This window comes from Tsukamurella paurometabola (genome assembly GCF_900631615.1).
In the GTDB taxonomy this organism is placed as follows: Bacteria; Actinomycetota; Actinomycetes; order Mycobacteriales; family Mycobacteriaceae; genus Tsukamurella; species Tsukamurella paurometabola_A.
In genome coordinates this window covers 1,419,924-1,444,587 of the sequence record NZ_LR131273.1, presented here as the reverse complement: position 1 = coordinate 1,444,587, position 24,664 = coordinate 1,419,924, and the positions used below count along the sequence as shown (strand labels likewise).

General features: G+C 71.5%; 22 protein-coding genes. 8 read left to right on the top strand and 14 right to left on the bottom strand.

Annotated elements, in window-relative coordinates:
- The first annotated feature begins 122 nt into the window (after positions 1-122).
- The 3 genes from ELY19_RS07210 to ELY19_RS07200 all read left to right on the top strand — a co-directional run bounded on the left by ELY19_RS07210 (position 123) and on the right by ELY19_RS07200 (position 4,192).
- On the top strand, positions 123-1,010 hold the full coding sequence (locus ELY19_RS07210; RefSeq protein WP_227966641.1) for a glycosyltransferase family 4 protein: 888 nt from the start codon (positions 123-125) through the stop codon (positions 1,008-1,010).
- A gap of 87 nt (positions 1,011-1,097) precedes the next feature.
- Positions 1,098-3,128, top strand: coding sequence for a glycosyltransferase (locus ELY19_RS07205; RefSeq protein WP_227966640.1), 2,031 nt, complete (start codon positions 1,098-1,100; stop codon positions 3,126-3,128).
- Between the two features lie 8 nt (positions 3,129-3,136).
- A complete protein-coding gene (locus ELY19_RS07200; RefSeq protein WP_227967286.1) occupies positions 3,137-4,192 on the top strand; it encodes a glycosyltransferase family protein in 1,056 nt (351 codons plus the stop codon).
- 12 nt (positions 4,193-4,204) lie between these two features.
- Here ELY19_RS07200 and ELY19_RS07195 read toward each other — a convergent pair whose 3' ends face one another.
- Complete coding sequence (locus ELY19_RS07195; protein ID WP_126195618.1) at positions 4,205-4,939, bottom strand: WecB/TagA/CpsF family glycosyltransferase; 735 nt, start codon at positions 4,937-4,939, stop codon at positions 4,205-4,207.
- Between the two features lie 99 nt (positions 4,940-5,038).
- Here ELY19_RS07195 and ELY19_RS07190 point away from each other — a divergent pair, with 99 nt between their 5' ends.
- Positions 5,039-6,241, top strand: a complete 1,203-nt coding sequence (locus ELY19_RS07190) for a glycoside hydrolase family 5 protein (protein ID WP_126195617.1) — start codon at positions 5,039-5,041, stop codon at positions 6,239-6,241.
- An 18-nt stretch (positions 6,242-6,259) separates the two neighbouring features.
- On the opposite strand, the gene ELY19_RS07185 is transcribed toward ELY19_RS07190, so the two are convergent.
- The 4 genes from ELY19_RS07185 to ELY19_RS07170 are packed head-to-tail and all read right to left on the bottom strand — an operon-like array spanning position 6,260 to position 11,436.
- Complete coding sequence (locus tag ELY19_RS07185) at positions 6,260-7,879, bottom strand: hypothetical protein (protein ID WP_126195616.1); 1,620 nt, start codon at positions 7,877-7,879, stop codon at positions 6,260-6,262.
- Positions 7,880-7,898: 19 nt separating this feature from the next.
- Positions 7,899-8,987: a glycosyltransferase family 4 protein gene (locus ELY19_RS07180; RefSeq protein WP_227966639.1), complete on the bottom strand. Its 1,089-nt coding sequence runs from the start codon at positions 8,985-8,987 to the stop codon at positions 7,899-7,901.
- On the bottom strand, positions 8,984-10,336 hold the full coding sequence (locus ELY19_RS07175; protein WP_126195615.1) for a glutamate-1-semialdehyde 2,1-aminomutase: 1,353 nt from the start codon (positions 10,334-10,336) through the stop codon (positions 8,984-8,986). The genes ELY19_RS07180 and ELY19_RS07175 overlap by 4 nt, the downstream gene beginning before the upstream one ends.
- The gene (locus ELY19_RS07170) at positions 10,333-11,436 is read right to left on the bottom strand and encodes a class I SAM-dependent methyltransferase (protein WP_126195614.1); all 1,104 of its coding nucleotides are present in this window, start codon (positions 11,434-11,436) and stop codon (positions 10,333-10,335) included. The genes ELY19_RS07175 and ELY19_RS07170 overlap by 4 nt, the downstream gene beginning before the upstream one ends.
- 14 nt (positions 11,437-11,450) lie before the next feature.
- Between ELY19_RS07170 and rfbC the strand changes: the two genes are divergently transcribed.
- A complete protein-coding gene (rfbC, locus tag ELY19_RS07165) occupies positions 11,451-12,005 on the top strand; it encodes a dTDP-4-dehydrorhamnose 3,5-epimerase (protein WP_126195613.1) in 555 nt (184 codons plus the stop codon).
- A gap of 5 nt (positions 12,006-12,010) precedes the next feature.
- Here the strand turns inward: rfbC and ELY19_RS07160 are convergent, their stop codons facing one another.
- The 4 genes from ELY19_RS07160 to ELY19_RS07145 are packed head-to-tail and all read right to left on the bottom strand — an operon-like array spanning position 12,011 to position 15,707.
- Positions 12,011-13,027: an NAD-dependent epimerase/dehydratase family protein gene (locus ELY19_RS07160; protein ID WP_126195612.1), complete on the bottom strand. Its 1,017-nt coding sequence runs from the start codon at positions 13,025-13,027 to the stop codon at positions 12,011-12,013.
- Positions 13,024-13,677 carry a PIG-L deacetylase family protein gene (locus ELY19_RS07155; protein WP_126195611.1) on the bottom strand — a complete coding sequence of 218 codons (654 nt, stop codon included), beginning with the start codon at positions 13,675-13,677 and terminating at the stop codon, positions 13,024-13,026. The genes ELY19_RS07160 and ELY19_RS07155 overlap by 4 nt, the downstream gene beginning before the upstream one ends.
- Positions 13,674-14,456, bottom strand: coding sequence for a glycosyltransferase family protein (locus ELY19_RS07150; RefSeq protein WP_126195610.1), 783 nt, complete (start codon positions 14,454-14,456; stop codon positions 13,674-13,676). Before ELY19_RS07150 ends, ELY19_RS07155 begins: the two co-directional genes overlap by 4 nt.
- A 3-nt stretch (positions 14,457-14,459) precedes the next feature.
- On the bottom strand, positions 14,460-15,707 hold the full coding sequence (locus ELY19_RS07145) for a class I SAM-dependent methyltransferase (protein WP_126195609.1): 1,248 nt from the start codon (positions 15,705-15,707) through the stop codon (positions 14,460-14,462).
- A gap of 430 nt (positions 15,708-16,137) precedes the next feature.
- Here ELY19_RS07145 and ELY19_RS07140 point away from each other — a divergent pair, with 430 nt between their 5' ends.
- The 3 genes from ELY19_RS07140 to ELY19_RS07130 are packed head-to-tail and all read left to right on the top strand — an operon-like array spanning position 16,138 to position 18,478.
- Entirely contained in the window at positions 16,138-17,688 is a 1,551-nt protein-coding gene (locus ELY19_RS07140; protein ID WP_126195608.1) for a sugar transferase, read from the top strand.
- Positions 17,689-17,708: 20 nt separating this feature from the next.
- The gene (locus tag ELY19_RS07135; RefSeq protein WP_126195607.1) at positions 17,709-18,122 is read left to right on the top strand and encodes a hypothetical protein; all 414 of its coding nucleotides are present in this window, start codon (positions 17,709-17,711) and stop codon (positions 18,120-18,122) included.
- Complete coding sequence (locus ELY19_RS07130) at positions 18,119-18,478, top strand: hypothetical protein (protein WP_126195606.1); 360 nt, start codon at positions 18,119-18,121, stop codon at positions 18,476-18,478. The genes ELY19_RS07135 and ELY19_RS07130 overlap by 4 nt, the downstream gene beginning before the upstream one ends.
- Here ELY19_RS07130 and ELY19_RS07125 read toward each other — a convergent pair.
- The 5 genes from ELY19_RS07125 to ELY19_RS07105 form a co-directional block, all read right to left on the bottom strand.
- Positions 18,456-19,520 (bottom strand): threonine aldolase family protein, encoded by a 1,065-nt coding sequence (locus ELY19_RS07125; protein WP_126195605.1) that lies wholly within the window; start codon positions 19,518-19,520, stop codon positions 18,456-18,458. The genes ELY19_RS07130 and ELY19_RS07125 overlap by 23 nt on opposite strands.
- A complete protein-coding gene (locus ELY19_RS07120; RefSeq protein ID WP_126195604.1) occupies positions 19,517-20,221 on the bottom strand; it encodes an SDR family NAD(P)-dependent oxidoreductase in 705 nt (234 codons plus the stop codon). Before ELY19_RS07120 ends, ELY19_RS07125 begins: the two co-directional genes overlap by 4 nt.
- On the bottom strand, positions 20,218-22,350 hold the full coding sequence (locus tag ELY19_RS07115; protein WP_126195603.1) for a DUF6421 family protein: 2,133 nt from the start codon (positions 22,348-22,350) through the stop codon (positions 20,218-20,220). The genes ELY19_RS07120 and ELY19_RS07115 overlap by 4 nt, the downstream gene beginning before the upstream one ends.
- Positions 22,351-22,442: 92 nt before the next feature.
- Positions 22,443-23,003 carry a YdcF family protein gene (locus tag ELY19_RS07110; RefSeq protein ID WP_126195602.1) on the bottom strand — a complete coding sequence of 187 codons (561 nt, stop codon included), beginning with the start codon at positions 23,001-23,003 and terminating at the stop codon, positions 22,443-22,445.
- A gap of 50 nt (positions 23,004-23,053) precedes the next feature.
- A complete protein-coding gene (locus ELY19_RS07105; RefSeq protein WP_126195601.1) occupies positions 23,054-24,511 on the bottom strand; it encodes an NAD-dependent succinate-semialdehyde dehydrogenase in 1,458 nt (485 codons plus the stop codon).
- Positions 24,512-24,664: the final 153 nt, after the last annotated feature.

Below are 24,664 nucleotides of genomic sequence, written 5' to 3'. Positions count from 1 at the left end.
CCCGTCGATATGCGGCGGGCGATGTTCCGGATCGGTCACCGTACGGCCTCCATCGGCTCGAGGACCACGGCCTGCGCGTCGAATTCGCTTCCGCGCGGCTGCCCCAGGGACTCGGTGGCACGATGAGCGGCCGCATCGCGCAGTCCGTCCGGCACCGGACCGACGGCTACGAGTTCGTGGAGCGCATGTATGGTGCGGGCGCGCACGGTGCGGACGCGATCTTGGCGTACGACGAGCGCACCGGCGTCCCGGCGCTGCTCACCGGACGGACGCCGGTCGCGGCCGGCATCGGCTGGCTGACCACCCGTGCGAACTCCCGTCGCGTGCACCGCGAGCTCGCCGCGCGAGCGCTGCCGCGCGCCGGAGCGGTGTGGGCCCAGTGCTCGGCCGTGCTGCCCGTGCTCCAGCGGGAGTGGGGGCTGGCCGCTTCCCGTATGCAGTTCATCCCCCTGGGTATCGATACCGACTTCTACGTCGAACAGGCGGGCTCCGGCACTCCGGGGCTCGTGGTGAGCGCCGGCGAGGACCGGTTCCGTGACCACGCGACCCTGATCCGCGCGATGGCGCAGGTCCGCGCGCGGCGTCCGGAAACCCATCTCGAACTGGCCTCCGGTCTGCCCTTCGACGCGCCGGAGGGCCTGGTCACGGTGCACACCGAGCGTTTGGACGGACGGATCCGTGACCTCTACGCCCGGGCGTCCCTGGTTGCGATTGCACTCCATCGTACCGTCACCGGATCCGGCCTCACGGTGGTCCTGGAGGCGATGGCCAGTGGCCGCCCCGTCGTGGTGACCGACAACCCCGGCGTCGCAGACTACGTCGAGCACGGCGTGACCGGCCTGCTGGTTCCACCGGAGAATCCCGAAGCGCTGCAGGCCGCCATCGCCGAGCTGCTCGCCGACGACGACGCGCGGATCGCGATGGGGCGTGCCGCGGCGAACCGGGCGCGAGAGCGATTCACGACGGACGTCATGGCCGAGCATCTCGCGGCGATGCTGACGTCGATGTAAGGCCCTCGGTCTCGGTCATGACGGTCCTCTTCTCGACGTGATCTCTGATGCGATGACGAATCATGATGCATCGGTATTGCGTATATTATGGCGAAGCTGACAACGCCGATGACCCGTGAGGAGACGTTCGTGTCGAGCGAGTTGGATCGTGCGTACCTCCGCGGCGGAGTGGCGTCGGAACCGCCGCCCGCCGAACCAGGGGAGCATCCTCTCGTCGTTCTCGTCGTCGCCTACCGGAATCCGGGGGATCTGCGGGCGTGTCTGGATTCCGTCGCGGTGCACCTACCGGGTATCCGTACTCTGATCTGGGATAATTCGGGCCACGAATGGCCGGGAATGGCGGCGTTGCGTGACGAGTTCTCCGGTGTCGAGTGGCACACGGACGGGACGAACAGGGGTTTCGCGGCCGGCGTGAACCGGCTCGCGGCGCTCGCTCCCGAGGCCGATCTGTTGCTGCTCAATCCCGACGCGGTGCTGCTCGGAGACCTGGCTGCGACGCGGGAGGCACTGCGTTCACCGGGCGTTGCGGCCGCTGCTCCCAGAATTCAGGATTCGGCACTCTCCGCGCTCGGCGGGCGCGATTGGGACGTCGCGCACCGCCGGCGGGGCCTGGTCCGCGCGCTGGTCTCCTATGCGGGCTACGCGCCTCGGCTGCGCGGTACTCCGCTCTCCGACCTGTACGCGGATGCGCCCGCCGACGTAGAGGGGTATCTGACCGGCGCGTGCCTCGCGATTCAGCGCGATGCGTGGGATGCGCTGGGGCCGTTCGACGAGGAGTTCTTCCTGTACGGCGAGGAATCCGACTGGCAGTGGCGTGCTCGGCGTGCCGGCTGGCGGTTGGTGCTGACCGACGATGCCGGGGTCGAGCACGCCGGACACGGCACCGTCGTCGATGACGTGAAGGCCGGCCGACGCTCGACGGACCTGCTACGCGCGAACATCGCCCTGAACCTCGAGCACGCACGAGGCGTTCGGGCCGCCGACACGTACCTGGCGGGCACGGCGTTGCTGGACCGGGTGCAGCGGTCGACACGCCGCGCGAGGGCGGCGGCCCAGCGGCGGACCGCGAAGCCGTCGGTCGTGATCACCACCAATCGGCTGGTTTACGGCGGCGCGGAGCGTCAGCACGCGCTGCTCGCGGCGGAGCTGGATCGTCGGGGCTACCCCGTGACCATCGCCTGCATGCAGCGTTTCGGTCCGATCGTGGCCGAGATCCCGCACTCGGTGCGCGTGGTTCGCCAGCCCTGGTGGGCCCCGGCTCTGGACCCGGCGCCGGGCCCGCAGATCTTGATCAGCGCCACGACGAACACCGAGACGGGGTTCGCGTCGTTGTGGCGTGCGGGCTCGAAGGACCGGCGGTGGCTGGTGGCTGCGCACTCCTGGTTCGGGGCGAACGGCACCACCTTCTCGGCACCGCTGGCCCGCGCGATGCGTCGTGCCGACGGTTTCGTCGGACTCGCTCCGGGGCACTGGGACGTGGGCCCGCAGTTCCAGAACCTGAGGAAGCCGGTGTTCACCGCGCCGAACGGCATCGTGTCGGCGGCCGAACTCGGCACCGCTCCGCCCGTTCGGCCCGCCCGCGTCGCTGGGCGGCCCCCACATCTGGTGATGCTCAGCCGGATCGTCGAGTGGAAGAACCCGCACCTGTTGGTGGAGGCGCTGGCGGGGATCGATGCGCCGTGGGAGTTGTCGATCTACGGCGACGGACCCGACCGTGAGCGACTCGAACGACTCACGCCGCAAGCGGTGCGGGATCGGGTGCACTGGCGTGGCTGGACGTCGGGACCCGACGCCGGTCTCGCCGATGCGGATCTGCTCTGCGTGCCCAGCCGCGACGAGGCCTTTCCGATGGTGATCCTCGAGGCCATGGCCCGCGGCATCCCGGTGGCCGCGTCCGCGGTTGGCGCGATCCCCGCCATGCTCAATGACGGAGCGGCCGGCCGACTCGTGTGGGATATCACCGTCGATGGATGGCGGGCGGAGCTGATCGACCTGCTCGCGCACCCAGAGGCCTGGCCGGAGTCGGGTGATCGCGGATTCCAGTGGATGCGCGCGAACTACTCGATCGAGGCGATGGCCGACGGCTACGAGACCGCCTTCGCCGGGGTCCTCGAGTGACTGGGCGGGTGCTGTGGCTCTCGCCCTGGATGCGGCCCTTGGCCCGCGTCTACTGCGAACAACTCCTCGGGGCCGGGTGGGACGTGGTCCTGGTGACCACCGACCAGCATCCGGAATCCGACGGTCCGCGCCACTACGAGTGGGTGCTCGATGCGCGTCCCCGCACGCCCGGCACGTGGCCGGACTTCGCTCGGGCGCTGCGGGCGGCTCGGGCCTTCGCACCCGACGTGGTCGTCACGGAGCTGGTGCGGGATCCGCGGTGGATGCTGCTCACGGGCGGGGCACCCCGGATCAACCTCATCCACGACGACCGGCCGCACGGTGCCGACGAGGTCTTCCCCGCCTGGGAGCGTGCGCTCTTTGGGCGGTGGGCCCGGTCGGCCGCCGGAACGGGTGCGTTCAGCGAGTACGTCGGCAGCCGGATCGGAGCGACGGTGACGATGCCGCTGGCCAGCGACCTCGACGAGGCGAGCGTGGGGGCCGTGGTACCGGCCGCCGACCGCCGAGACTTCGTCGCGGTGGGCCGGCTCGCGGAGTACAAGAATCTCGGCGTGACGCTCGCCGCGTGGGAGCAGCACGTCGCGGGGCCGGGGTGGCGTGGCGACGAACTGATCCTCATCGGTGACGGGAACCTCCCCGCGGGCCTGCCCCCGGCCGTGCGATGGCGTCGCGGCCGATACTCGTACGCCGACGTGGTGGAACCCATGGCGCGCGCAAAGGGCTCGGTCGCGCACTATCGTCTGGCGACGCAGAGCGGCGTGCAGGTGCTGGCGATGCAACTCGGGGTGGTGCCGATGGTCTCGCCGGAGGGGGCACTGCCGGAGTTCCAGCCCCCGGGTGAGGATCCGATCGGGGTGGACGACGTGGCGGGGCTGACGCGCGCGTTCGACGCACTCGCGGACCCGGCCGCCGCCGAGCGTCGCGGACGCGCGGCCCGCGAGCACTATCTGCGTCACCACGCCGCCTCTGTTTCAGTGCGTCCCCTGGACAGCGAGCTCCGCAGGCTGGCCACACTCCCGGGGTTACGGGTCAACGGGATCCGTGCGGTTCGACGGTGCCGGTGATGGCGCCGGCTGTCAGCGACGCAGATCGGCCGACCGGCTCCGCACGGCGCGCGCGAGAAAGGCGGGATTTCCCAACAGGTACCGTTTCGCCTTGTGCGGCTCCCGCAGCAGGATGTCCACCCACTCCACGCCCAATCGCCGCGCGAGTCCGGGGGCCCGGGTGCGGGTGCCGGCCCAGAACCCGAAGAGCCCTCCCACCGCTGCGGTCAGCGGAACATGCAGGGCGTTCAGGTTCTTCGCGATCCACTCCTCTTGGAGCGGGTTGCCGAAGCCGACGAGCAGCACGTCGGGCGCAGCGGCGGTGATCGCGGCGAGGACGTCTGCGCTGGCGTCGAGGTCGAAGAAGCCGTGGTGCCGTCCCACGACGTCGACGGGGAATTTCCGGGCGGCCGCCGCCGCTGCGGCGGCGTTCACCTCCTCCGTCCCGCCGAGTAGGTACACCCGTAGGCCGGGCGTCGCCTCCAACAGCGCGGGAATCACGTCTGTGCCGTTGAGATTTGCGCGCAGCCGTACTCCGCGCATACGCGCGGCCCAGCGCACACCGGTGCCATCGCCGAAGACGAAGTCCGCGGAGTTCAGGATGTCGCGGTACGTGGGAGACCGGGCCGCCAGGTTGAGCGTCGCGGCGTTGGGGAAGACAACGGTCAGCGCCTCCGCTCCGCGCGCGGCCTCCTGAAGCCGCGTCACCGCGGAATCGACCGAGAGATCGTCGAATCGGACGCCGAGTATGCGGACGGTGTGCGACACCGACGCAGGTTAGCATCGCCGTTTGCGAATGCAGTAGCATGGCTCGCGAAGGCCCGGTGCGCGGCGCACCCGATCGACAGCCACCGCGGGGGTGTGCGAATGACTGCAGTCCGGCGCGGGGTGCTGATCGCGCTCCTGGTCATGGCGCTCGTCGCCGCGCCACTTGCGGTTCCGCGTTCGGCGCCGCCGGGTCAGTCGACAGACGGTATGCGCGGCATCAATATCGCCACCTTGCTGTCGCAGGCGGTCACCATCTACGACCACCCCGCGGTCCCCGGCACCGGCGAACCGCTCATGTCGTATGTCCGGCTTCAACAACTGGGGCACCGATTGATCCGGCTCCCGATCGACTGGAGTTTCCTGCAGCCCGGTTTGGATGCGGGGAACCAGGACTTCCATCCCGCGTACTGGGCTGCGGTGCGGGAGGAGGTCGGCAAGATCAAGGCCGCGGGCCTGCGGGTGGTGCTGGGCCTGCACAATGGCTGTGAGTGGCGCGAACCGAAACGCGAGGCCGCACCGACCCGGGTCTGCGGCGCCGGGCTCACTGTCGAGCAGACTAATCAGGTGTGGCGCAAGCTCTCCGATGGTTTCCGGGACGACCCCGCCGTAGTCGCTTACGACCTGTTCAACGAGCCCACCCGGTTCAGTCACCCGACCCGGCGAGATCTGCAGGCCGCGGACAAGCCGCCGTACTCCGTGTACCAGAGGCACGTCAACGCCGTCGTCAAGACCCTGCGGGAGGCGGGCGACCGGAAGACGCTCTGGGTGGAGTCGTTGTGCTGCTCTCCGTACATGGACTTCGCATCCACGGACCCGAACGGCCCGTGGGTGGACGACCGACTGGATCGCATCGTGTATTCCCAGCACATGTACCCGGTGCGCAACAGCGGACAGGGCGAGGACTTCGACGCGGCGAAGCTGGACGAGGACTACGTTCGCGACGCGGGCAAGCCGTGGGTCGACCGGGGCTACGAGCGCGGCTTTCTGGGACGGCTGCGCGAGTTCGGCGATTGGTGCTCGCGCAGCAAGGTCACGTGTTCGATCGGAGAGGTGGGTTGGTACGGCCCGGGGCAGTCGGATGCGAGTGCGGAGCAGTGGAACCGCTTGGGTGATCGCTGGTACGCCATTGCCAACGGTTACGGGCTGGCCGTCACCTACTTCGGGGCCTCGTCGGCGTTCCACGGCCCGCTCTGGGCCTACGACGCGCCGGGACCCGACGTGTGGTTCCCGGCGGTGGGGCTGTCGCGCAAGCAGTCCCAGGCCACCGTCATCGAGCGGCCCGAAAACCTGTCGCGCGGATGACGGTGACCATCGGTGGAGCTACCGCACGTTGCAGGCTCCGCCGACGACTTCCCGAACGTCAGTGACACCCTCGCGCCATGCGGAGCGCGCGGGGTACCGCTCGAAGTCGTTCGGCGCCACCGCCAACTCCGCGATTCCCTCCCATTCCGCCCGCTGGCTCGAGCCCACGAGGTAGGCACGGCCACCGGATGCGCAGGTGCGCTCGATCTCCCGGTCGAGTACCGCGAAGACTTCCTGTGCGGTGGGCCGCCCGCCGCTGTAGCCGACGGTCGTCGGGTCGATGATCCACGGGCTGGGAGCTTCTCTGACACCCAACAAGTGGTGTAGCACGGAGAACGTGCGGCGTTCGGCGAAGTACGGAACCTGCAGGAAGAGATCGTCTCCACCGGTGGTCACGATAAGGTCGTGCGGATCTGTACGGTCGCCGATGGCGAGGGCAGTCCGGTACGCGGTCGAGCGGAATTGCGCGGGAGCTATGCCCTCGCCCCATCCGTGAGCCGCGATCGCGACGACGGCGGCGACCGCGGCGGCGGACACGACCCGAGTCCGGGGCCGCGCACGGACGGCCAGGAGTGCGAGCACCAGGCCCGTGAACAGCCACCATGGGACGAGCGCGGGCGCCCAGAAGCTGATGTCCGCGGCGACCCAGTACAGCGTGAAGGCTCCGAACGCCACGGCCCACGTGGCCAGGACTGACACCGTCCGCCGGTGTCCGCTCAGCAGGTCCTTCCGCACGGCGATCGCGCCGACGAGGGGCGCCGCGGCGATGATCGCGATTCCGACGAAAGCGACCTTGCCCGGCGCTGTCGCGCGGTCGCTCGAGAGCGGCGCGATCGGAGCGCCGATCGCGGAGACCATCGCCTGCGCACCGTCGATGATGCTGTGCGGCGACGGGTTGCCCCAGAGGCCGGTGTCGGCCATGGCGAATTGCCACTCGAGGAGTTGTCCGACGCTCCGTACACTGGCGACCCCGACAGCCACGGCCAAGTACACCGTCGCGGAGGCTGACGCAACGATGGTGGTCGTGCGAAGGGCGTCCCGAATCCGCTGCGCACGCGGCCGCTTCGTCTCCGTGAGGTACGCGACGATGACGACGATGAGGAGCAGCGCCTGGGTCTGGTACGCGAGGATCGCGCCGGTGCAGGCGGCGGCGGTGAGCAGGGGACGCGGGCCGGTCGTCGGATCCCGCGGGATCAGCGTGAGCAGGACCAGGAGCGCGAAGACGAGGGGGATCGTGACGGAATCCGCGCTGATGCTGTAACGCCAAATGCCGAAGGAGAGAGCGAAACCGCTCGCGACGATCGCGGCGAGCGGGGTCGATGCGGTGATCCGCCGTGCCAAGATGTACGTCAGGCCCACTGCCGCTGCGCCACCGATCGCGCTCGCGACTTGGAGCGGGAGCAACGCGCCACCGGTCCACCCGAACAACTGCCAGGCGCGGTAGAAGATCGCCGGGATCAACGGGTAGAGGAGGTGATTCGGTACCAACAGGTCGGCGGCGGAGCCGTTCTCGGCGATCATCGCGAATTGGATGCCGTCACCGAGGTACTCCCGGGCAAGGGTGAGGAGATACAGGAGCATCGCGCCCGCGGTGATCGCCACTCCTGTGAGAACCGGGGAGCGACGTAGGACGGACATTTGCAGAAGCATACTCACGCTAAGGGGCTGGTTTCGCGAGATCGATCCACAGTGCCGCGAGGCGCTTGTACCAGGGCTCGATCGCGAAGTCCTGGGCGCGGCGCTGTGCGCCGGCGGCGATACCGGTCCGCAGTGCCGGATTCTCGACCAATCGGGCGAGCGATGTGCTGAGCGCGGGGACGTCTCCCGGCGGGACGAGCAGGCCGTCCTCGCCATCGGTGATCGCGTCGGGAATGGCGCCGACGGGCGTCGTCAGCGGCGCCAGACCGGCTGCCATGGCCTCCAGCAGCGCCATTGGTAGCCCCTCGTCGTAGCTGGGTAGCGCGAACACCTGAGATTCGGCGAACAGCGCGTCGCGGCCCGCCGGGTCGACCCACCCATAGACGGTCACCGCGTCCCCGACGCCGGCGGCCACCACAGCGGCGCGCACGTCGTCGATTTCGCCGTCGCCGGCCAGGGTCAGCTGCAGTCGCGCACGCACGGCGGGCGATAGCGCGGCCACTGCCGCGACGAGGTCGTAGCTGCCCTTGCGCACGCCGAGCCGACCGAGCGCGACGGCGCGAACCACGCCGTCGGGCGCAGGGGCGCCGGCTCGGGCCGGGCGCGCGGGAACAGGGTTGTAGAGCACCTCGACCGTGCCGGGCGCGAGGTGCATGGCGGCGGTGTACTCGGTGGCGAGCTCCCTGCCCAGCACCAGCCAGCGATTCGCCGGCAGCGCCGCCCGCACCAGGACTCGCGCGGGGGCGGGCAGCCGGGCCATCCACCCGCCGAAGTCGTAGCTGTGCCCGTGCACCACGGCGGGGACGCCGCGCAGCCGCGCCGCCCACAGCATCGGTGCCTTGCGCACCACGCTGCCGCCGTGCGAGAGGTGCACGTGCAGCACGTCCGCGTCGCCGCGCAGCACGGCGAGGGTGCCGCGCACCATTCCCGCGATCCCGGCGCGCAGCTTGTCGGCACGGGACCCGTCGACGTAGGTGGTCAGCAAGCGCACCTGGATCGACGGATCCGGTTGTGCCGCCATGTGACCGATCACCGTGGCCATGCCGCCGCGGCTCGTGGGCCCGGGTGGCGCGGGGCCCACCACCAGGACCCGGGTCGGTGTCGTCACGAGGGGCTCCCGCCGGGCAGGCGCCGGGGCGCGGCGGTCCGGCGCAGGGCGGGCGCCACGGGCCGTCCCTCGAGCAGTCCGTCGACGGTGCCCGCCTCCAGCGCCTTCCGGTACGGGACGAGGGCGCGTGCCACGGCGTCGACGGTCCGGTCGACGTCGTCGTCGGTGTGCGCGGCGGAGATGACGAAGGACTGGCCGAGCACGCCGCGGCGGAGGAGCTCCTGCAGGAACAGGGTCCGGTACGGCTGGGACGGCGCGCCCTCGGCGTCGCGGGTGGTGAAGACCAGGCACGAGGGCCGTCCGATCGCGCGGACCGCGTCGCCGACGCCGGCGGACTCGGCGGCGGCGTTCACGCCGTCGGCGAGGCGGCGTCCGGCCCGCTCCATCGCGGCCACCGGGTCGCCCTCGCGGTAGGCCCGCGCGACGGCGCGGAACGCGGTGAGCGAGACCGATTCCGGGCCGTGCGTCGTGGAGAGCAGGAAGACGCGTTCGGCGTCGGTGTTCAGGCCGCCGAGCTCCATGTACTCGCGCTTGCCCGCCAGCGCCGAGATGGGGAAGCCGTTGCCCATCGCCTTGCCCCAGCACGAGAGGTCGGGCGTCACGCCGTACACGGACTGCGCACCGTGCGGCGACCACCGGAAGCCGGTGATCATCTCGTCGATCACGAGCAGGGCGCCGTGCTCGTCGCAGAGCGCCCGCACCGTCTCCAGGAATCCCGGCTCGGGTTCGGCGAGCGCCGTCGCGGCCTCGAGGAAGACCGCCGCGATCCGGCCGGGATGCTCGGTGAACCGGGCGCGCAGGGAGTCCGCGTCGTTGTAGTGGAAGCGCACGGTGAGTTCGCGGGTGGCCGAGGGGATCCCGGCGGCCATGTCGGTGGCGCCGATGAACCAGTCGTCCACGGAGAAGAAGGGCTGGTCGCACACCGCCACGAGGTCGCGCCCCGTGGCGGCGCGCGCGAGGCGCAGGGCCGCGGTGGTGGCGTCGGAGCCGTTCTTGCCGAACTTCACCATGTCGGCGGTGGGGACGAGGTCGAGGAAGTCCTCGGCGGCGGCCAGTTCGGTGGTCGTGGGGCGGCTGAAGCTGAGGCCGTCGTCGAGGCACGCCCGTACGGCCTCGACGACCGGCGGGTACGCGTGGCCGAGGGTCACGGCGCGCAGGCCCATGCCGTATTCGATGTACTCGTTGCCGTCGGCGTCCCAGACCCGCGCTCCCCGGCCGCGCGTGAGGACGGGCGGCATGTACTCGGGGTACTGGTCGGCGCCGCGGGCGTAGGTGTGGGCGCCGCCGGGCACCAGGTGGTGCAGGCGGCCCTGCAGGGCCCGGGAGCGGGTGAAATCGGGTTCGGTCATGGCTGGGTCACCAGTCTTCCGCGGAGGGCCGGCCACGCCTCGAGCACCTCGTCGTGCAGGTCGGGCAGGGTCAGCAGGACGGGTCCGTCGAGCGTGCCGAGGTGGTCGGGCGCGACGATCGGGATGTCGGTGCCGGGCATGCGGCGCCCCTGTTTCGACGGCGACGCGTCGGCCACGCACGTGACCAGCGCCGTGTCGAGGCCGGCGAGCGCGAAGAGGGCGACGGCGCGGGAGGCGGCGCCGTAGGCGGCGACGGGGCGTCCCGCGGCGGCGTGCCGCTGCGCCCACTCCCGGAGGGCGCGGGCCTGATCGGCGGGGGCCGCGCTGAGGGTGCGCACGCCCGCCGGGGTGCCGAGGCCCGCCTCGGCCTCCGCCGCGAGGATCCGGCGGACCGTCGGGTCGGCGGTGCCCGGTCCCGGCACCACGTCGGCCGCGCCCGCGTGCCGCACCGCGAGCAGCACGGTGCCCCCGTACAGGTCGAATTCGAAGGCACGCACGGGCTCCAGGCCGGCCGCGGCGAGCAGCCGCAGCAGCGCGGTCAGCGTGTAGTAGCCGAAGTGACCGTGCCGCAACGCCGTCCACTGCAGGTGTTCGACGATGCCGCCGAGCGGCTGGTACTGCAGCAGCAGCACCCCGCCGGGCGCGACCGCAGCAGCGCGCGCCGCGAAGGCGGCGCGTTGGTCCGGTTCATGCATGATCCCGAAGCTGTCCAGCACGACGTCGGCCGCCCCCGCCGCCTCCCGGAAGCCCCGGTCGGCGAGGAGCGGCAGCCAGGTACCGCCGTGCGGGCTGCCGAACTCGCGCACCGTCGTACCGCGGAGGAGGCCCGCCTCGGCCACGCGCGCCACCGCGTCCGCAGCCTGTTCGCGCAACGCCCGCGGCTCCACGCCGCGGGGCTCGTCCGCCACGGTGTCGTCGTCGGCGAGCTGGGCGAGCCCGCACGCCGCGCACAGGTCCATGGCGAGGGGATGACTGGACTCGCCCGGGTCGACCGGGGACCCGGCCGGCGGGAAGAAGTCCGCCGCGGGAACCCGGCCCAGGTCCAGTACCCGGGTGAGCTTGACGGAGCCGCAGCCGCGGCACGCACGCGCATGTCTCATGGCAGCATGTCCCCATGCGCATCGAGCAGACCGACCTGGCCGACGTCCTGCTGCTGGTCCCCACCCCGCACGCCGACGACCGGGGCATGTTCACCCGGACCTTCGATGCGGAGATCTTCGACGAGTACCTCGGCGAGCCCGGCGCCGCAGCGCGATTCGTGCAGGACTCGCAGTCCCGCTCGGTGCGGGGCGTGCTCCGGGGGATGCACGGCCGCTCGGGTCGCGGCGAGGCGAAGCTGGTCCGCTGCGCCCACGGTGCCGTGCACGACGTGCTCGTGGACGCGCGCCCGTACTCGCCGACCTTCGGCCGGAGCCAGGCCTTCCGGCTGGACGACGAGGCGTTCCGCACCCTGTACGTGCCGCCGGGCTTCCTCCACGGCTTCCAGGCGCTGACCGACGTCGCGGACGTCTGCTACCGGATCGACCGCCCGCACGACCCCGCCGAGGATCTCGCGGTGCACCACGCCGATCCGGAGCTGGCGCTGCAGTGGCCGCTGGCCGCCACGATCGTCTCGGCGCGCGACCGGGCCGCCGGCTCCTGGGCGGACCTGCGGTCCCGCCTGGGCTGAGCGGCTCATCGCCGGCGCATCGACTCGTCGATGGTGCCCCGGGCCTGCAGGTCCTTGAGCACGGCGAGGCGCGTGAAGTCGTCGTGGAAGGCGCGCTCCGAGAGCCCGTACTCGGTGTAGGCCCGGTGCAGCTCGGCCGCGCCGTCCGCCACCGTCCACCGCGCCTCGAAGCCGAGTTCGTCACGGGCGCGGGAGAAGTCGACCCGGTACGAGCGGGGGTCGTTGCCGGCCTCGCCGGTGATCCGGACGGCAGCGCCCGGCACCACGTCGACCACGGCCTGCGCGATCTCGGCGACGGTCACGTTGTTGCGCTCGGTGCCGATGTTGTACGCGCGCCCCGAGATCGTCTCCTTCGGTGCGGTGAGGCACGCGGCGAAGGCGTGGGCGATGTCCTGCGCGTGGACGAGCGGGCGCCACGGCGTCCCGTCGGAGAGCACGAGCACCTCGCCCGTGAGCACGGCGTAACCCATCAAGTTGTTCAGCACGATGTCGGCGCGCAGGCGCGGCGAGAAGCCGAAGGCGGTGGCGTTGCGCAGGAAGACGGGCGTGAAGTCGGCGTCCGCGAGGGCGGCGGCGTCGTCCTCGACCCGCACCTTGCTGATCGCGTAGGGCGTGATCGGGTTGAGCGGGGCCTCCTCGTCGACGAGACCGTCGCCGGCCGCGCCGTACACCGAACACGTGGATGCGTACAGGAATCGGGCGACGCCCGCCTCCTTCGCCAGCCGCGCGAGGCGGCTCGACGCGGCGTGGTTGATGTCGTACGTGATCTCCGGCGCCAGCGAGCCCAGCGGGTCGTTGGACAGGGCCGCGAGGTGGATCACCGCGTCGAAGCCCTGCAGCTCCTCGACCGTGACGTCGCGCAGGTCGGTGGTGATGGTCGGCGGATCGGTCACCGCGGGCCCGAGCACCCGGTCGGCGAAGAGCCCGGAGTCGAGGCCGGTCACCTCGTGCCCCGCGGCGCGCAGGATGGGCGCCATGACCGTTCCCAGGTACCCCTGGCTCCCCGTGAGCAGGACCTTCATCGATTTCCTCCGAGATCTACGATCGCTTTTTCCAGCATGAAACCCTCGGCGTAGGTGGCGCGGCACTGGATGCCGCGCAGCCGGGCCAGGCCGAGGAAGGACTCGTCGTCGAACCAGTCGTGGTCCACCTGTGAGGGGTAGTGCTCCGTCAGCAGCCGGGTCTTCGCCATCGCGGCGTACGCCGAGAGCGGATTGAAGACGGTCGGCCGCGGGGTGTCGGTCTCCCACTTGAGGATCTCGTAGCCGAGGATCAGGTGGTCCCGGAACTCCTGCGGCACCAGTTCCGCGAGCTGGCGGTGATCCTGATGCGCGTCGCCGCGGTGCGGAGCGAACACGATATCGGGTGACGCCGACCGCTTGAACTGCGCCAGGAGGGACTTCTCGCGCTGCCAGTGCGCGGGTGCGCGGCCGTCGGGCAGGTCCAGGACGGTGATGTGCAGCTCCGCCTCGGGCGCGAAGGCGGCGAGCGCCGCCCGCTCCTCGGCCTCACGGGGCGTGCCCGCGCCGCTGCCGACGAACGCCCGGACCCGGAGCCCGGGGTTGGCCTCCGCCAGCTGGAGCAGCGTTCCGCCCATGCCGATCGCGATGTCGTCGCAATGCGCCCCGAGCACCGCGATCTCCGAGATCCGGCCGGCGGACAGCCCGATCATCCGACCGGGTCCTTCCAGACCATCCAGGGACGGTCACCGCGGGCGTAGCCGGCGTCGAGATCGGCCCGCTCCTTGAACGTGTCGGCGGGCTTCCAGAAACCACTGTGCTTGTAGCCCAGCAGCTTCCCCTGCTTCGACAGGGCGGTGCAGGCGTCGGCCACCAGGTCGCCGCCGGGCGGCAGGTGGTCGAACACCTGCTGGGTGAGCACGAAGTAGCCGCCGTTCTCCCAGATCGGGAACTCGGAGACGGGCGTGATGCCGGTGACCTTGTCGTCGCCGTCCACGTCCACGCAGTGGAACGAGGACTGCGGCGGTACCAGCAGCATCGACGCGGCGGAGCCGGTCTCCCGGACACGGTCGATGATGGTGTTCATCGGGGCATCGCTGAGCACATCGGCGTAGTTCGCGAGGAAGTACTCGTCGTCGCCGAGGTAGGGGCGCACGCGCCGGAGGCGCTCGCCGATCGCGGACTCCAGTCCCGTGTCGACGAAGGTGATGGACCAGTCGCGCATGTCGGCGCCGAGCAGCTCCACCTCACCGCCCCGGATGACGAAGTCGTTCGACTCGGTCTCGCGGTAGTTGAGGAAGTAGTTCTTGATGTGCTGGGCACCGTAGCCCAGGCACAGGATGAAGTCGGTGTGGCCGAAGTGGGCGTAGTACCGCATCACGTGCCAGATCAGCGGGCGCGGGCCCACGAGCTGCATGGGCTTGGGCACCATGTCGTCGGCGGTGTTGCGCATGCGCATGCCGTAGCCGCCGCAGAACAGGACAACCTTCATCGCTCAGACCTCCGTGGTGGCGGCGACCGGCCGCGCGGTGTGCAACTGGGGCATCGGGTAGACCACCTCGGTGCCCTGCTCGATCAGGGGGCGCAGCTGCTCGGTGATCTCGGTCTCGAGGTTCCAGGGCAGCACGACGACCACGTCGGGGCGGTCGGCGTCGAGGCGTTCGGGCGCGTGGATCGGAATGCGCGTACCGGGCGTGAACCGGCCGTGCTTGTACGGGTTGCGGTCCACGGTGTACTCGAGCAGGTCCGGGCGGATGCCGCAGTAGTTGAGCAGGGTGTTGCCCTTGCCCGGGGCGCCGTAGCCGGCCACGCGCTTACCGGCGGCGCGGCACTCGAGCAGGAAGCGGAGCAGGTCCTGCCGGGCCCGGTCGGCCAGCGACTGCATGCCGGTGTAGCCGGAGAGTGCGTGCAGCCCGGCCTCCTCCTCGATCCGCAACACCTCGCGCACCCGGTCCGACGGTGCCTGCGCGACCCCGTCGGGCCGGGCCCACACGCGGATGGAGCCGCCGTGCGTCGGGATGGTCTCGACGTCGACCACGGTGAGGCCGGCGGTCGCGAGCGCCCGCTGGGCGCTGAGCACCGTGTAGTACTGGAAGTGCTCGTGGTAGATCGTGTCGAACTGCCCCTCGGCCACCAGGGCGAGCGCGTGGTGCACCTCGATGCTGAGCCAGCCGTCGTCGGCGAGCAGGCCGCGGAGGCCCTGCGTGAAGCCGAGCAGGTCCGGGATGTGGGCGTAGACGTTGTTGGCGACGACGAGGTCCGCGGGCCCGTGCTCCGCCCGCACCTCGGCGGCGGTCTCCGGGCCGAGGAAGGCCGTCACCGTCGGGACGCCGCGGTCGCGGGCCGCCTGCCCGACGTTGACCGAGGGTTCGATACCGAGGCAGGGGACGCCTGCGGCGACGGCGTGCTGCAACAGGTATCCGTCGTTGCTCGCGACCTCGACGATGAGGCTGTCGCCCCCGAGGTCGAGGCGGCGGATCGACTCGTCGACGAATCGGCGCGCGTGGTCGACCCAGCTGGCCGAGAACGACGAGAAGTAGGCGTACTCGGAGAAGGTCTCCTCCGGGAGGATCAGCGCGGGGATCTGCAGGAGGAGGCACTCCTCGCAGATCCGCAGGTGCAGTGGGTAGGTCGGCTCGGGCCGATCCAGCTCCTCCGCCGTGAGGAACATCTCACAGGGCGGCGTGGCACCGAGGTCGACCACGCTCCGCAGCCGCGACGAACCGCACAAACGGCATTTCATGATGGTTTCCGTAACTCTCAGCGGACGCTTCGATGGTTGAGCATAGACCTCACATCTTTTCTGGTTGCAAATGGACAATCAACTTGCGATTGCAATGCTGAACGTCTACGGTGACAACCGGCGGTCACTCGCATCCGTCGACTCGCGGCCGTGGCGGTGTCACGGACCGGAGGCGGCCGGATCGGGGGCGACGTGCGACGACTCCGGCGGTGAGCAGTACAGATGACCATCGTCGGTCGGCGGAACGCACCGCTCCCGGGGGTGGTCTCGGGCACTGCCACGGCGGTGTGCGATGGATCACGAAGGGTGTGAGACAAAGCTCACGATGACTCGGTATTCGCAACTGCAATATGTAGATTGTTGATTCTGGCTCTGCGAGCAGGACCGTTGCGGGACCCCGCACACGGCGGGCGGATGTGAGGAGCGGGATTTGTCGATCGACACCTGGGCAGCGTCGTCTGCCGCCCCGGCGGAGCCCCTTCCCGTCGGCGTGCTCCCGTCCGGCGCCGCGCGCACGGACGCCGCGGAAGCAGCCCCCGCGTCGCCCACGACCGCGATCCCGGACGTGCCCCCGGCGCGTGCGGTCGCGGAGGCCCACCGCTCCCGCATCGCGCGCCGGGTGACCGTCGCGGACGCGGGCGTCGCCGTCGCCGCCTCCGCCGCCGGTCTGGTCGTCGGCTACGCCGAGGGGGAGAGCGTTCCCGAACTCGCGGCCCTCGTGATCGGCGCGAACCTGTTCTGGTTCCTCCGCCTGTGGCGGTCCCGGCCGATGGCCGTGCCGCTGCTGCGGCTGGGCACCCCCGAGCTGCGTCAGGTGCTGGTCACGGCGCAGCTCGTGTACGGCCCGCTGGTCGTCCTCGAACTCCTCTTCCCGCAGCTGTTGCCGCACGCGCTGTTCGTCGCGTCCGCGCCCGTCGGCGTCCTGGGTGCGCTTCTGGTCCGGCTGCGGTTCCGGCGCAGTGCGGCCGCCGCCGCGGCCGTCCCCACCCTCGTGGTCGGCGGCTTCGCCTCGGCCACGGCCTCCGCGCGGAGCCTGCTCCGGGCCGATACCGCGGGGGCGCGGGTGGTGGGCGTGTGCCTTCCCGCGAACGACGCCGTCGTCGTCGACGCGCTCGAGATCGCCGGCGTCCGGATCCCCGTGGTGGGCACGGATCGCACGGTGCTCGACGCGGTGCGGGAGACCGGCTCCGGACTCGTGGTCCTCACCGCCACGGATTCGCTCGGGCCCGACGATCTGCGCGAGCTGATGTGGCAGCTCGCGGCGGAGGGCGTCGAGCTCGTCGTCGCCCCGGGCCTGCCCGACGTGGCGGGTTCGCGCATGGTCACGGGCTCCGTCGGCCGGACCCCGATGACCCACGTCGCCGCGCCGCGTCCCGCGCGCTCGCACGGCCCGGGCAAGCGGGCCCTCGACCTGGTGGTGGCCGGCGCCGGCCTGCTCGTCGCGGCGCCCGTGATGCTCGCGATCGCCGTCGCCGTCAAGATCGACAGCCGTGGCCCCGTCCTCTACCGCGCCCAGCGGGTCGGGGCCGGCGGCGAGGCCTTCGACATGATCAAGTTCCGCAGCATGTACGTCGATGCCGATACCCGGCGGGCCGTCCTCGCCGACGCGAACATGGGCGCGGGGCCGCTGTTCAAGGTGAAGAACGATCCGCGGGTCACCCGCGTCGGGCGCTTCATCCGCCGGTACAGCCTCGACGAGCTCCCCCAGTTCTTCAACGTCCTCGGTGGGTCGATGTCCGTCGTCGGGCCGCGCCCGGCACTGGCGCACGAGGTCGAGCAGTATCCGCCGGTCATGCTCCGCCGGATGCTCGTCAAACCGGGGGTGACCGGTGCGTGGCAGGTCAGCGGCCGGTCGAACCTCAGCTGGGACGAATCGATCCGGCTCGATGTGGGCTACGTCGAGAACTGGTCCCTGGGCGCGGACGTCGGCATCATCGCCCGGACGGTGCGCACCGTACTCACCTCCGACGGCGCGTACTGACGGGCCGTATCGTCGACGGCGTGCAGGAGACGTCCCCCGACCCGACGGTGACCGGCGGTGTGCGGCTGCCCACCGACCGCCGCACACTGGCGTGTGTCGCCGCCGGGGGCGCGCTGGCCGCCGTCGCCGCGAACCGGCTCTCGTCCGCCCCCGCCTGGCGAGCCTTGGAGTTCGACGTCCGGATCGGCGGCCTCGCCGTCCTGTCGCTCCTCGCCGGCGCGCTGTTCGCGCTCCGCGACCGCCTCGGCGACCGTTGGTTCGCCTTCCTGGTCTTCGGGGTGCTGTCGGGATTCGCCTCGGTCGGCGTCTACGGCCTGGTCTCGCTGCTCGGTATGCCCCCCTCGGCGGGCGTGCGGTTCCTCGTCGCGGCCCCCGTCGTCGCGGGGCTGGGCATCGCGGCGGGCCGGGCGGTCGTGCGGCGGGCGCGGAGATGACCCTGCTCGTGGCCCTCGCCGGGGCGGTCGGCTCGGTGCTCGGCTACCGCTTGCTCGCACGCGGGCCCCGCTGGACGCGGATGTTGTGCGTGACGATCACCGTCTCCGCGGTCCTCGGCGCGGTGGCGCGCATGGTGCGCATCGTGGGCGACACCGGCTTCGCCGCCCTGCCCGTCGCGCTGCTGGGACCGATCGTCACGTTCCTCGGGATCGGGTGGTGGCTCACGGAGGCGCCGCGCCGCGACGGGTGGCGCGCGGCCCTGGTCGTCGGCGGCGGCGTCGCGGCGGCGGTCCTCGGCTACCTGTCGATCGACCTCATGGGTCTGGCCTACATCAAGTTCCCGCGGATCGGCTGAGTTCGGCGGCGATCAGCGCGGCGAACGCGCGGACGTCGTCCTCGGTGGTGTCCCAGGAGCACATCCACCGGACCTCGCCCCGGATCTCGTCCCAGAAGTAGAACGGCACGCGATCCATCAGCGCCTCGGAGGCGGCACGGGGCAACTCGGCGAACACCGCGTTGGACTGCACCGGCTGGGTGATCGTGACCCCGTCGATCGCGGCGGTCAGCTCGGCGAGCAGCCGTGCCATCGCGTTCGCGTGGGCGGCGACGCGCAGGTGGCGGTCGCCGGAGAACAGGGCGAGGAACTGGGCGGCCAGGAAGCGCTGCTTGGAGGCCAGCTGCATGGACAGCTTGCGCACGTACTCGATCCCGGGCGCGGAGGCCGCGTCGAGGACCACCACGAGTTCCGCGCCGAGGAGGCCGCTCTTGGTGCCGCCCACGCTCACCACGTCGGCTCCCACGTCGGTGGTGATCGCCCGCAGCGTGGTGCCGAGGCTCGCTGCGGCGTTGGCCAGGCGCGAGCCGTCGATGTGGAACAGCCAGCCGCGCTCGTGCGCGTACTCGGCGAGTCCCCGGAGCTCCTCGGGGGTGTAGACGGTGCCGAGCTCGGTGGACTGCGCCACCGACAGCACCCGCGGCTGCGCCCAGTGCACGTCGCCGGCGCGGTCGGGCACGGCGGCGGTGATCGCCTCCGGCGTCAGCTTGCCCTCGACGGTGGGAACCACGAACAGCTTGAGCCCGGCGAGCTTCTCCGGTGCGCCGCCCTCATCGACGTGGATGTGGCCGCTGTCGGCGCACACCACCGCGGACCAGCGTTCGGAGACCGCGGACAGCGCGACCACGTTGGCGCCGGTGCCGTTGAACACGGGGAAGGCCCGCGCCCCCGCGCCGAAGATCTCGACGATCCGCTCCGCGAGGGCGGTCGTGTAGTCGTCGGCGCCGTAGGCGCCCTGGTGCCCGAGGTTGGCCTCGGCGATCGCGTCGAGCACCTCCGGCAGCACGCCGGCGTAGTTGTCGCTCGCGAAGCCGCGCTTGTCGGGGTCGTGCAGACGGGTCATGCGGTCACCTCCGGGACCAGGGTGTCGATGGTGCCGTTGACCTCGGCCGCGGGGGTGTCCCACAGCGCGACGAGGCGATCGGCCACGTCGCCGATGGGCGTGTAGCGCGGGAATTTCCGCTCGGGAGCGTCGGCCTTCATCTGCGGGGTGAGCAGCGCCATCACCCGGAGGACCGTCGCGGCCGCACCGGTCCCGGTGAAGCCGTCCGCCAGCGCCAGGGTCCACGCCTCGGCCGCGGCCTTCGCGGCGGCGTACATCGCGTTCTTCGCGGTGGGCTTCGCGACCGAGACCGACGAGATCACGGCCACCCGGGCGTCCGCGCTCGCGGCGAGCGCCGGGAACAGCGGCTGGGAGACGTTCTGCAGGCTGCGGATCAGGCCCGACTCGAGGAAGTCCCAGTCCGCGGGGTCGGCCTCGTCGATCGGGGTGCCGCCGCGCCAGCCGCCCACCAGGTGCAGCAGGCCGTCGGCGCCGCCGTGCTCGGCGACGATGCGGCGCACGGCCTCCGCCGTCGCCGAGCGATCGGACAGGTCCGCGCGGTAGGCACTGACGCCCTCGAGGCCGGCGATCGCCTCCGCCGGGGCGCCGCGCGTGATCACGGCGGCCTGCGCGCCGGCCGCGACGAGGCGGCGCACCACCTCCTGGCCCAGCGCGCCGTTGGCGCCCGTCACCACGACGGTCCGCCCCGTCACTCCGCTCATGCCGATACCTCCGTCGCCTCGGACCCCGCTGCCGCGGTGATCCCCTTCGCGCTCTCGATCACCGGACCCATCTTGCGCCGGAGCGCCTCGTAGAACATGTTGAGGGGGAACTCGTCGGGCAGGACCAGGTCCACCAGGGCCTTGGGAGGACCGTCGAGCGGCAGGGCCGACGCGCCCTTCGCCCAGGTCGACCCGGGGTCGGGCGCGACGTACCCGGAGACGAACTCGTAGCTCGCGAGCCACTGGCCCACCTTGGAGCGGTCGATCCCCGTGCGGTACAGCTCCTCGATCTCCTCGGCGAGCCGGATCACCTGGAGCGGCAGCTCCTTCCAGTCGAAGGAGAGCCGGTTGTCGCGCCACCGCAGGGCGCCGTGCCGATGCAGGTAGGCGAACAGCAGCTGTCCGCCGAGGCCGTCGTAGTTGCGCACCCGGTCGCCCGTGATCGGGAAGCGGAACAGGCGGTCGCAGAGGATCGCCAGCTGCACGGGCAGGCCGTACGGGTGGCCCTCGTGTTGCAGCCGGTGGGCCTCACGGAAGGTGGTGAGGTCGCAGCGCAGCTCCTCGAGGGAGTACTGCCAGTACGGCATCCGCTGCTTGATCATGAACGGGTCGAAGGGGAGGTCGCCGCGGCTGTGCGTGCGGTCGTGGATCAGGTCCCACAGCGCGAACGTCGACTGCGCGAGCGTCTGGGAGGCGACGAGGCGGTCACCGTCCGGCGGCAGGCGCAGCGAGAGGATCTCCGCGGCGGCACCGGTCACCCGGCGGAACCGCGCGGCCTCGCGGTCGCAGAAGATCGCGCCCCAGTGGAACTCCGGGGTCTGCGCGACCGTCACCGTCTCCGGGAACAGGACTGCGGAATGGGTGTCGTAGCCCGGGGTGAAGTCCTCGAACGCCACCGCCAGGAACTGCCGGTTGTCGAAGGTGCGCTCGGTCTCGGCCAGCCAGTCGGGCCAGACCACGCGGAGAAGGACGGCCTCGAAGACCTTGCCCGCGTTGCCGTTCTGCGTGTACATCGGGAAGACGACGAGGTGCTCGGTGCCGTCGGCCCGGCTGCGGTCGGGCCGGAAGGCGGCGAGGGATTCGTCGAACTCGGGCCGGCCGAAGCCGCCCTCGATCCACCGGCGGAAGTCGAGGGGCACCGCGGCGAGGTAGTCGGCGTCGTGGGGGAACAGGTGGGCGAGCGCGTCGATCCGGATGACGATCTCGTCGACCAGCTCGCCGGCCCGCCGGTGGTGGGCCGCGTCGGGGACCGCGCCGGTCTCGTCCTGGAGCCCGCGCAGCTCCTCCACCGCGGCCTTGAGCGCCGCCCAGTCGGGGCTGCCCGCCGCGCCGCTGCCCGCGTCCGCGGGCGGGTCCTCGTGCGCCCCGGCGGCCCAGGTGACGGCGTTGGCCCACAGGGTGCGCTGGTCGAGGTCGTCGATGGAGTCGTCGCCGAACAGGTCGGAGTCCGCGAAGACCACGACGCGGCCGCGGTCGACCTGCAGTGCGGCGGCCAGTGCGCGACCGGCCGGGGACGCGGTGTCGCTGGTGCGGGCGAGCACGGCGGCGCCGGGCGCGGCCGTGAGATCGAGGACACCGGTGCGGTAGAAACACGCCCCGTCCACCGCGGCGACGATGCCCTGGCCGCCCAGCTCCGGCGCGATCACCGAGCGGATCCAGGTGGCGTTGCCGCCGTGCCGCCGCTCACCCGCGGCCTCCTGCACGACCACCGACTCGACGTGCACGCCGAAGCGGACGAGGAGCTCGTCGAGGTTGTTGCCCGAGGTCGCCGTGTCGCACTCGGCGAGCACCACGAGCCCGCCGCCGGCGCGCACGTACCGCTCGATCGCGTCGAGCTCGTCCGGCGCGTACACGGGCGGCAGGTCGCCCGTCACCCGCTCGACGCCGGGCCGTGCGAGGTGCGGGATCACGTAGACGTCGGCGGCCGCCAGCTCCTCCGGCCCGACGTGTGGGGCGAGGGCGTCGGTCACCGTCATGCCGCGGCGACGGAGGGTGTCGACGGCGTCCGCCAGGCTGGCGTCGGCCGGGTTCGGGGGCACCATGACGCGGGCCCGGTCCAGCGTGGTCGCCCACGCGCAGCTCCGGGCCTGCTCGATCTGGACGCGAGGGAACACTGCCTCGTCTGACATATCCGTACCGGCCTTTCACCTCTTACGCACGATCTTGACGCAACCTTAACGCCCGCGCGCCCGCGGGGAAAGCGGAACGGGTCGGATCGCCGTCAGCCGCAGCCGCCCTGGATCATCGCCTTCGCGGTGCCCACGAACTGGTAGAGGTAGACGAGCTCCCAGTCCGCGGGGCCGTAGTCGTAGTGGCGCGGCACGGCCCGCATGACGGTGTCGCCCGAGTAGCAGTTGCCGAAGATGTAGCGGGAGCGGGTCAGGTGGTATCCCCAGCTGATCACGATCACGGAAGCCCAGCCGTTCTGCTTCGCCAGGCGTTCGGTGATCATCGCCTCACCCCGCGTGGTGCTGGGGACGGGCTTCTCGCAGGTGATGGTGATGTCGCCGATCCGGGTGCCGCACAACTCCTGCATGGTGCGGTCCGCATGGTCGTAGGGGTTCGAGAGCACGACGTTCTTCGCCCAGCCCTCCTGGGCCAGCCGGATGCCGTACTGCTCGCGGCCGTCGTGCTCGCCGCCGAGCACGATGATCGCGTCCACCTTGCGCAGCGGATCCTGCCGATCGACGCCGAACAGCAGGTAGCCGACGGCGCCGACCGCGGCGAGGAGGACGACCACGACGAGCGTCACGCCCCACAGGAGTCTTTGCAGTCGCCGCACGTCGCCACCCTACCGGCGCGTGAGTACCCCACAGGGGGGCGAGGGCACCGTCACACCGGCGGGAGCGCGATGTACTTGGTGTTCAGGTACTCCTCGATGCCTTCGCTGCCGCCCTCGGAACCGAGGCCCGACTGCTTGATCCCGCCGAACGGTGCGGCCGGATCGGAGATCACGCCGCGGTTCACGCCGACCATCCCCGCCTGCAGCCGCCGCGCGACGCGCTGCGCCCGCCCGACGTTCTCCGTGAAGAAGTACGCGGCGAGGCCGTACTCGGTGTCGTTGGCCATCGCCACGCCCTGGTCCTCGGTGTCGAAGCCCACGATCGCGGCGACGGGGCCGAAGATCTCGTCGCGGCGGATGCGGGCACCGTCGGGCAGGCCGTCGATGACGGTCGGCTCGTAGAAGAACCCGGCACCGTCGACCTGCTTCCCGCCCGTGCGGACGGTGGCGCCGGCGGCGACGGCCTCGTCGACGAGCGCGGCGATCGATCCGCGCTGCCGGGCGTTGATGATCGGGCCGATGGCGGAGTCGGCCTCCCAGCCCGGGCCGACCCGCATGGCCGCGACCCGCTCGGTGAGCCGCGCGGTGAAGGCCTCGCGGATGCCGTTCTGCACCAGGATGCGGTTCGCGGCGGTGCAGGCCTCGCCGCCGTTGCGCATCTTGGCGAGCATGGCGCCGTCGACGGCCTTGTCGAGGTCGGCGTCGTCGAAGACGAGGAACGGTGCGCTGCCGCCGAGCTCCATCGAGGTGCGCAGGACGTTGGTCGCGGCCTGGGCCAGCAGGATCCTGCCGACGCCGGTGGAGCCCGTGAACGAGACCTTGCGCAGGCGGGCGTCGTCCATCAGCGTCTTGACGACCGTGGGCGCGTCCAGGGTGGGGAGCACCGACAGGACGCCCGGCGGCAGGCCCACCTCGGCGAAGACCTGCGCGAGCAGCAGCATCGTGAGCGGGGTGTCCTCGGCGGGCTTGACGACCACCGTGCAGCCCGCGGCGAGCGCCGGTCCGATCTTGCGGGTGCCCATGGCGAGGGGGAAGTTCCACGGCGTGATCGCCAGGCACGGCCCGACGGGCTCCTTGACGACGGCGATCTCGCCGGTCCCGGCGGGTGCGGTGGCGGTGCGGCCGCCGATGCGGACGGCCTCCTCGGAGAACCAGCGGAGGAACTCGGCGCCGTAGGCCACCTCGCCGCGGCTCTCGGGCAGGATCTTGCCCATCTCGAGCGTCATCAGCAGGGCGAAGTCGTCGGCGCGGGCGGTCACCGCGTCGAAGGCGGCGCGCAGGATGTCGGCGCGCACGCGCGGTGCGGTGGCGGCCCACTCATCGGCGACGGCGCTCGCGGTGTCGAGGGCGGCCGTCGCGTCGGCGGGTGTCGCGTTCGCGACCGCGGCGAGGACCTCGCCGGTCGCGGGGTTGATCACGTCGAAGGTGCGGCCGGATTCGCTCGGGGCGGACGCGCCGCGCAGCCACAGGCCGGTGGAGACGGAGTTGATCAGGTCGGGGACGTTCACGAGGGCCTTCCGAGGCAGTGGGGCAGGCGGGTATGACGAGGAGCGGGTACGGGATGCGCGCGGACGGCTCTCGAATTCTGTCCGGTACGGACAGCCTGTCCGGAACGGACAGAATCCGAGAGCGCCGCAACCGGAGGGGCGGCTCTGCGGCGG